7 protein-coding genes and 1 pseudogene are annotated in these 7212 nt (G+C 65.5%); all 8 read left to right on the top strand.

Annotation, left to right across the window (positions count from 1 at the left end; all coding sequences use genetic code 11):
• Positions 1–288, top strand: a pseudogene (locus VN419_RS13540) (ABC transporter ATP-binding protein); the annotation flags it as partial.
• The gene (locus tag VN419_RS13535; protein ID WP_325647746.1) at positions 281–988 is read left to right on the top strand and encodes an ABC transporter ATP-binding protein; all 708 of its coding nucleotides are present in this window, start codon (positions 281–283) and stop codon (positions 986–988) included. The pseudogene VN419_RS13540 and the gene VN419_RS13535, both read left to right, overlap by 8 nt.
• A 61-nt stretch (positions 989–1049) precedes the next feature.
• Complete coding sequence (gene guaB / locus VN419_RS13530; RefSeq protein ID WP_325647745.1) at positions 1050–2507, top strand: IMP dehydrogenase; 1458 nt, start codon at positions 1050–1052, stop codon at positions 2505–2507.
• Between the two features lie 23 nt (positions 2508–2530).
• Positions 2531–4078 carry a glutamine-hydrolyzing GMP synthase gene (gene guaA, locus VN419_RS13525; RefSeq protein WP_325647744.1) on the top strand — a complete coding sequence of 516 codons (1548 nt, stop codon included), beginning with the start codon at positions 2531–2533 and terminating at the stop codon, positions 4076–4078.
• Positions 4079–4143: 65 nt separating this feature from the next.
• A complete protein-coding gene (gene tatC, locus VN419_RS13520; protein ID WP_325647743.1) occupies positions 4144–5601 on the top strand; it encodes a twin-arginine translocase subunit TatC in 1458 nt (485 codons plus the stop codon).
• A gap of 132 nt (positions 5602–5733) precedes the next feature.
• Positions 5734–6321 (top strand): imidazoleglycerol-phosphate dehydratase HisB, encoded by a 588-nt coding sequence (hisB, locus tag VN419_RS13515; RefSeq protein WP_325647742.1) that lies wholly within the window; start codon positions 5734–5736, stop codon positions 6319–6321.
• Positions 6321–6956, top strand: a complete 636-nt coding sequence (locus tag VN419_RS13510) for a hypothetical protein (protein WP_325647741.1) — start codon at positions 6321–6323, stop codon at positions 6954–6956. The genes hisB and VN419_RS13510 overlap by 1 nt, the downstream gene beginning before the upstream one ends.
• Positions 6953–7212: HisA/HisF-related TIM barrel protein (locus VN419_RS13505; RefSeq protein WP_325647740.1), on the top strand; the 260-nt coding region annotated here is incomplete at its 3' end. The genes VN419_RS13510 and VN419_RS13505, both read left to right, overlap by 4 nt.

The following is a 7212-nucleotide window of genomic DNA, read 5'->3' as shown; positions in this document are numbered from 1 at the left end:
ATCGCCCGCGCCCTGGCCACGGACCCCTTCCTGCTGCTTTTGGACGAGCCCGCCGCGGGCATGAATCCGCAGGAGACCCTGGAGCTCAAGGAGATGGTCATCCGCATCCGCGAGGAATTCCAGGTGTCCGTGCTCCTCATCGAACACGACATGAAGATGGTCATGAGCCTGTCGGACCGCATCTACGTCATGGAATACGGCCGCGTCATCTCAACCGGCACTCCCGCAGAGGTCAGCGCCGATCCGCAGGTCATCCGGGCCTACCTGGGCGAGGAAAGCGATGCTTGAGCTTAAGAACATAGACACCTACTACGGCAACATCCAGGCCCTGCGCGACGTGTCCATCAAGGTGGGCGAGGGCGAGATCATCACGCTCATCGGGGCCAACGGCGCGGGCAAGAGCACGACGCTCATGACCATCTGCGGCGTGGTGCCGCCGAGAAAGGGCGAGGTGCTCTTCGAAGGCCGCGTCATGAACGGCGTCTCCCCGGACAAGATCGTCAAGCAGGGCATTTGCCAGGTGCCGGAAGGACGCCTCATCTTCCCGGATCTCACCGTGCAGGAGAACCTGGACATGGGCGCGTTCCTGCGCTCCGACAAAGAGGGCATCGCCCGCGACCTGGACCAGGTCTTCGGCCTGTTCCCGATTCTGCTGGAGCGCCGCAGGCAGCTGGGCGGCACCCTTTCCGGCGGCGAGCAGCAGATGCTGGCCATCAGCCGCGCGCTCATGGCCCGGCCCAAGGTGCTCCTGCTCGACGAGCCCAGCCTCGGCCTCGCTCCGCTCATCATCCGGCAGATCTTCGACATCATCAAGCAGATCAACCGCGAGAGCAACACCACCATCTTTTTGGTGGAGCAGAACGCCAACCAGGCCCTCAAGGTGGCGCACCGGGGCTATGTGATGGAAAACGGCCGCATTACGCTGGAGGACGCCTGCGACAAGCTCCTTGCCAACGATGCGGTGAAGAAGGCATACCTGGGCCTGTAGAAACGGCCCGGAATCATACGCGCAACACGAAACAGGGCGGCCAAGCCCCCGGGAGGATTCCATGCAGGACAAGATCATCGGAAAGGCGCTCACCTTCGACGACGTGCTGCTCGTGCCTGACTACTCCGAGGTCCTCCCCGACAGCGTGGATGTGAGCACCCAGCTTACGCCGGAAATCCGCCTGAACATTCCGCTTCTGTCCGCCGCCATGGACACCGTCACCGAGGCGCGCATGGCCATCAGCATGGCGCGCGCGGGCGGCGTGGGCGTGGTGCACAAGAACATGAGCATCCGCGACCAGGTGCGCGAGGTGGACAAGGTCAAGAAGAGCGAGTCGGGCATGATCCACGACCCCGTGACCGTTCACCCCGACGACAACGTGGGCAAGGTGCTCTCCCTCATGACCGAGTTCCGCATCAGCGGCCTGCCGGTCGTCCGCGGCGACAAGCTCGTGGGCATCGTCACCAACCGCGACGTGCGCTTCGTCACCGACCCGGCCACCCCGGTCAGTGAGGTCATGACCAGCCGCAACCTCATCACCGTGCCCGAGGGCATCAGCGACGAGGAGGCCAAGCGCCACCTGCACCAGAACCGCATCGAGAAGCTCCTGGTGGTGGACGACGAGAACCAGTTGAAGGGGCTCATCACCATCAAGGACATCGAGAAGGTCAAGAAATACCCCAACGCCTGCAAGGACGACAAGGGTCGCCTGCGTGTGGGCGCGGCCGTGGGCGTCGGCCAGGACGGCATCTCCCGCGCCGAGGCGCTGCTGCGCGCCGGGGTGGACTTCCTCGTGCTCGACAGCGCCCACGGGCATTCCCGCAACATTTTGAACGCCTGCCGGGCCCTGCGCGACGCCTTCCCCGACGCCCAGATCATCGGCGGCAACGTGGCCACCTATGAGGGCGCCAAGGCCCTCATCGAGTCTGGCGTGGACACCGTGAAGGTGGGCATCGGCCCCGGCAGCATCTGCACCACCCGCATCGTGGCGGGCGTGGGCGTGCCGCAGATCACCGCCATTCTCGAAGCGGGCAAGGCCTGCCGCGAGGCGAACAAGTGCATCATCGCCGACGGCGGCATCAAGTTCTCCGGCGACGTGGTGAAGGCGCTGGCCGCCGGGGCGGACACCTGCATGATGGGCTCGCTCTTTGCGGGCACCGAGGAAAGCCCGGGCGAGACCATTCTGTACCAGGGCCGCACCTACAAGATCTATCGCGGCATGGGCAGCATAGACGCCATGGCCGCGGGCAGCAGCGACCGCTACTTCCAGGACAAGAGCAAGAAGCTCGTGCCCGAGGGCATCGTGGGCCGCGTGCCCTTCCGGGGCCAGGTGACGGAGAGCATCCACCAGCTGGTGGGCGGCCTGCGTTCCGGCATGGGCTACCTGGGCTGCGGCAGCATCGAGGAGCTGAAGAAGAAGGCCCGCTTCATGGAGATCAGCGCCGCCGGCCTGCGCGAGAGCCACGTGCACGACGTCATCATCACCAAGGAATCTCCCAACTACCGCGTCGAGTCCTAAGGGACCGCGCAAGGGGCCGCGTCATGCAGAATTTGGAAAAAGTCATCATCATCGATTTCGGGTCCCAGGTCACCCAGCTCATCGCGCGCAGAATCCGCGAGGCGGGCGTGTACTCGGAGATCCACCCCTGCACCAGCGATCCCGCTGTGATCAAGGCCATGAACCCCAAGGCCCTGGTGCTTTCCGGCGGGCCGTCGAGCGTGCACGACGAAGGCGCGCCGCCGCTGCCCAAGGAGTACCTCTCCTGGGGCCTGCCGATCCTCGGCATCTGCTACGGCATGCAGATTCTGGCGCACACCATGGACGGGGAAGTGACCCGCTCCAAGGACCGCGAGTACGGCCGCGCCGAGTTCGAGGCCGTGGGCGATTGCGAGCTCTTCGCCGGGGTTGAGGGCAAGGAGAAGCTCACCGTCTGGATGAGCCACGGCGACAACGTGGGCACGCTGCCCACGGGCTTCACCCGCATCGGCAAGACCGGCAGCCTGGACAACGCCGCCATGTGCGACCCGGCGCGGAAGATCTACGCCGTGCAGTTCCACCCCGAGGTGGCCCACACCGACCAGGGCGAGCGCATCATCAGCAACTTCCTGTTCAAGATCGCGGGCATCAAGCCGGGCTGGACCATGTCCTCCTTCGTGGATTCGTCCATTAAGACCATGAGCGAGCAGGTGGGCGAGGGCAAGGTCGTGCTCGGCCTTTCCGGCGGCATCGACTCCACCGTGGCCGCCGTGCTGCTGCACCGGGCCATCGGCAAGCGCCTTTTCTGCATCTTCGTCGACAACGGGCTTTTGCGCATGGGCGAGCGCCAGGAGGTCATCGGCTTCCTGGAGGAGCACTTCGACCTGAACGTGAAGGTCGTGGACGCGCGCCGGGAATTCCTCGACAAGCTCAAAGGCGTCGAAGACCCGGAACAGAAGCGCAAGATCATCGGCTACACCTTCATCGACGTCTTCGACCGCGAAGCGAAAGCCATTGAGGGCGTGCAGTTCCTGGGCCAGGGCACCCTCTACCCGGATGTCATCGAGTCAGTAAGCTTCAAGGGGCCTTCGGCCGTCATTAAAAGCCACCACAATGTCGGCGGGCTTCCTGAGAAGATGAACCTGAAGCTCGTCGAGCCCCTGCGCGAGCTGTTCAAGGACGAGGTGCGGAAGGTCGCCTACGAGCTCGGCATGCCCGAGAACATCATCTGGCGGCACCCCTTCCCGGGTCCGGGCCTGGCCATCCGCGTCATCGGCGAAATCACGGACGAGCGCCTGGAGATTCTGCGCCAGGCCGACAAGATCGTGCAGCAGGAGCTCATCGCCAGCGACTGGTACCGCAAAGTCTGGCAGGGCTTCGCCGTGCTTCTGCCCCTCAAGACCGTGGGCGTCATGGGCGACGACCGCACCTACGAGCACGTCATCGCCCTGCGCATCGTGGACAGCATCGACGCCATGACGGCCGACTGGTCGCGCCTGCCCTCCGAGGTGCTGGCCCGTATGTCGAGCCGCATCATCAACGAAGTGAAGGGTGTGAACCGCGTGGTGCTCGACATCTCGAGCAAGCCGCCCAGCACCATCGAATGGGAGTAGGCGAGGCCCAGAAGCCCCAAAGACAAGGCAGACCCGCCCGCACCGCATAAGATTCAGGAAGGCCTATGCCCGGTACCGGAGAATTGCTTCTCATCGCCCTTGTGGCGATCATCGTGGTGGACCCCAAGAAATTGCCCGACCTCATGAAGTCGCTGGGCAAGGCCATTGGCGAGTTCAAGCAGATGAGCGGCGAGTTCAAGCGCACCATTGAGCGCGAGACCGAGATGGCCGACTTTGAGAAGCGCAAGGCCGAGGCCCACGAGAAGCTGTACGGCCCGGGCTCCGACTCCCAGGCCGCCGCCGCAGAGACGCCTGCCGGTACGCCCGCTGAAGCCCCGGCCCAGGCCGAAGGGGCGGAGCAGAAGCCCGCCGAGGCCAGCGCGCCGGTTGAGCACGAGCTGCAGCCTGAGGAATACCCGCAGCAGCCCCCGGTGGAGCGCGCCGAGCCTGCGGCCGAAGCGCCTGCCGAGGCAACTGCCGAGGCCCCTGCGGAAGTTCCCGCAGAAGCGCCCGTCGAAGCACCTGTTGAAAGCGTTCAGCCCCCGGTGGAAGTCCCGGCCGAGCAGGTTGCCGCTCCGGCCGAAGCGCCCGCTGAAAGCGTCGAGGCTTCGCTCCCGGCCGAGATTCCCGCTGCCGCGCCCCCGGCGGAAGTGCATCAGGCCGCACCCCCGGCCGAAGTCGAGCCCGCTGCGGTTCCGGCCGAGGCGGGAGACGGCGGCGCGGGAGACGTGCCTCCGCCGCCCGCGGGCGACGACGCCGTGGGCGAGGGCGTGTCCGGCCGCATGAGCCTCTTCGGCCATCTGGCCGACCTGCGCAAACGCCTCACCCGCTGCGCCATCGCCATGCTGGTGGGTTTCCTCGGCTGCTACGCCTTCGCGGGCAAGCTGCTCAAGGTGCTCATGCAGCCCATGCTCGACGCCCTGAAGCAGAGCCACTTCATCTACACCCTGCCCACCGAGGCCTTCTTCACCGAGATGAAGGTCGCCTTTGTGGCGGGCATCTTCGCGTGCAGCCCGTACATCTTCTACCAGATCTGGCAGTTCGTGGCCCCGGGCCTGTACAGCCACGAGCGCCGCTGGATCATCCCCATCGCCTTCTTCTCCGCCCTGTGCTTCACCTGCGGGGCGCTGTTCGGCTACTTCGTGGTCTTCCCCTTCGGCTTCGAGTTCTTCGCCAGCTACACCAGCGACATTCTGGTCTTTACGCCCAAGCTGGACGAATACCTCGACTTCGTGCTGAAGCTGTTGTTCGCCTTCGGCGTCGTGTTCGAGCTGCCGTTGTTCCTGTTCTTCCTGGCCAAGCTTGGCATCGTTACCCACGTGGGCCTGCGCGCCAAGCGCAAGTACGCCATCCTGGGCTCCTTCATCATCGCCGCGGCGCTCACCCCCCCGGATGCCGTCAGCCAGACCATGATGGCCGTTCCCCTGTGCATCCTCTATGAGGTGGGCATCTGGCTGGCCTATTTCTTCGGCAAGAAGCCCAAGCCCGCCCCGGCGGAGGAAACCCCGGCTGAGGCGGCCTAAGCGTAGGACTTTTTTCGGAATCGTCCGCTGAGAAGGAGCCTCCGGCTTGACAAGGCCGAGCGGCTCTGATCATGGGGAAGAGCGCCAGCCGCCGCGTGCAGACAGCGGCCGGAGGGCGAAAGGAGCGACACCGTGGCGCAGCGCACCGCAAGCATCACGCGCACGACCAAAGAGACGGACATCCATGTGGAGCTGGCCCTTCAGGGGACCGGCGCGTGCTCCATCGACTCCGGAATCGGCTTTGCCGACCACATGCTGACCCTCATGGTCTTCTGGGCGGGCTTCGACCTGGAGCTTTCCTGCAAGGGCGACCTGGAGATCGACGCGCATCACAGCCTGGAGGACATGGGCCTCACCCTGGGCCAGGCCCTGGCCGAGGCCCTGGGCGACAAGCGCGGCATCGCCCGCGTGGCCAGCGCCAAGGTGCCCATGGACGAGGCCCTGGCCGAGGTGGTGGTGGACCTGTCCGGCAGGCCCTATCTGGTCTACGCAGACGACCTTTTGCCCGCGCAGATAGCGGGCGAGGAAAAGGACGTGTGGCGGGAATTCTTCAAGTCCTTTGCACAGCGGGCGGGCATGAACCTGCACATCCGCTACGAGTACGGGAAAAACGGCCACCATCTGCTGGAGGCCGCCTTCAAGGCCCTGGGTCTGGCGCTGCGCCAGGCGGTCCAGGTTTGCCGCGCGGGCGCGCCCAGCACCAAGGGGAGTGTGGACTGATGTTCATTCGCAAGCTGCTTCCGATTTTCACCGTCATCTGCGCGCTGGGCCTGGCCGCCTGTGGACCCAAGCCCATCACGCCGCAGCTGCGGCCCGTGGGCACCATTGCCGTGGCCGCCTTCACCGCGCCCAAGTACAACTGGGAACTCCTGGCCGGCTACCTGCCCGAGGAAGGTAAGACCGTGAAGCCTGAGATTCTGGCCAACCTCGACGGCGCCCTGAACCAGAGTCTGCGCGCCCACGGCGTGAGCATCGCCGGCACCCCGGCCGCCGTGCGCCAGTGCCAGGAGATCATGACCCTGGAGCGCACCGGCAAGGCGCGGGAATCCGCCTGGTCGTACTGGCTGGGCGTGGGCCGCTGCCTGCCCGCGGACTTCATCCTGGTGCCGCAGGTGCTGGGCTGGAAGGAGCTTGAGGGCGGCGGCAACCCTGCCGCCGTGGTCATGGACCTGTACCTCATCGACGTGAAGGGCCAGCGCCTTGTTTCCCGCTACCATTACGACGAGACGCAGAAGGCCCTGACGGACAACCTGCTCGACCTGGGCAAGTTCGTGAAGCGCAAGGGCGAGTGGGTCAATGCCGACGTGCTGGCCAAGGAAGGCATCGAGGCTGGCTTGCGGGAGATGGGTCTGTGATTCTATTCCCCGCCGTGGACATCAAGGACGGCCGTTGCGTGCGCCTGGAACAGGGCCGCGCAGACGCCGTGACGGTTTTTGGAGACGATCCTGCCGAGAGCGCCCTTTCCTGGGTGCGTCTTGGCGCGCAGTGGCTGCACATAGTCGATCTCGACGGCGCCTTCAGCGGCCTGCCGCGCAACTTCGAGCTGGTGAAGCGCATCTGCGCCGAGGCGAAGATTCCCGTGCAGCTGGGCGGCGGCGTGCGCGACATCGC

The organism is Humidesulfovibrio sp. (genome assembly GCF_035560995.1).
GTDB lineage: Bacteria > Desulfobacterota > Desulfovibrionia > Desulfovibrionales > Desulfovibrionaceae > Humidesulfovibrio.
Note: the sequence above shows the minus strand (reverse complement) of the source record. Positions and strands in the feature narration are given on the sequence as shown.

Excerpts from the sequence above, each read along its gene's own strand:
- guaA (WP_325647744.1), top strand. The coding sequence starts at position 2,531 with ATGCAGAATTTGGAAAAAGTCATCATCATCGATTTCGGGTCCCAGGTC.
- tatC (WP_325647743.1), top strand. The coding sequence starts at position 4,144 with ATGCCCGGTACCGGAGAATTGCTTCTCATCGCCCTTGTGGCGATCATC.
- VN419_RS13535 (WP_325647746.1), top strand. The coding sequence starts at position 281 with ATGCTTGAGCTTAAGAACATAGACACCTACTACGGCAACATCCAGGCC.
- guaB (WP_325647745.1), top strand. The coding sequence starts at position 1,050 with ATGCAGGACAAGATCATCGGAAAGGCGCTCACCTTCGACGACGTGCTG.
- VN419_RS13510 (WP_325647741.1), top strand. The coding sequence starts at position 6,321 with ATGTTCATTCGCAAGCTGCTTCCGATTTTCACCGTCATCTGCGCGCTG.